This is a genomic window from Escherichia sp. AM3 (genome assembly GCF_032029835.1).
GTDB classification, from domain to species: Bacteria; Pseudomonadota; Gammaproteobacteria; order Enterobacterales; family Enterobacteriaceae; genus Escherichia; species Escherichia coli.
Window position 1 is genome coordinate 1 of sequence record NZ_JAVUPQ010001203.1, and the last position, 247, is coordinate 247.

Below are 247 nucleotides of genomic sequence, written 5' to 3' on the forward strand. Positions count from 1 at the left end.
GGGGCTCCATTACCGGCGCGCCGAAGGTCCGGGCGATGGAGATCATCGACGAACTGGAACCGCATCGCCGCAACGCCTGGTGCGGCAGCATCGGCTATGTGAGTCTGTGCGGCACCATGGATACCAGCATCACTATTCGCACCCTGACGGCCTGCGACGGTAACCTGTACTGTTCCGCAGGCGGTGGCATTGTGGCCGACAGCCAGGCGGAGGCGGAATATCAGGAAACCTTTGATAAAGTGAATCG

General features: G+C 60.7%; 1 protein-coding gene. It reads left to right on the top strand.

The window, feature by feature from the left end; genetic code table 11:
• The coding region (locus RTW80_RS30310; protein WP_312721908.1) for a chorismate-binding protein at window positions 1-247 on the top strand (247 nt) is incomplete at both ends.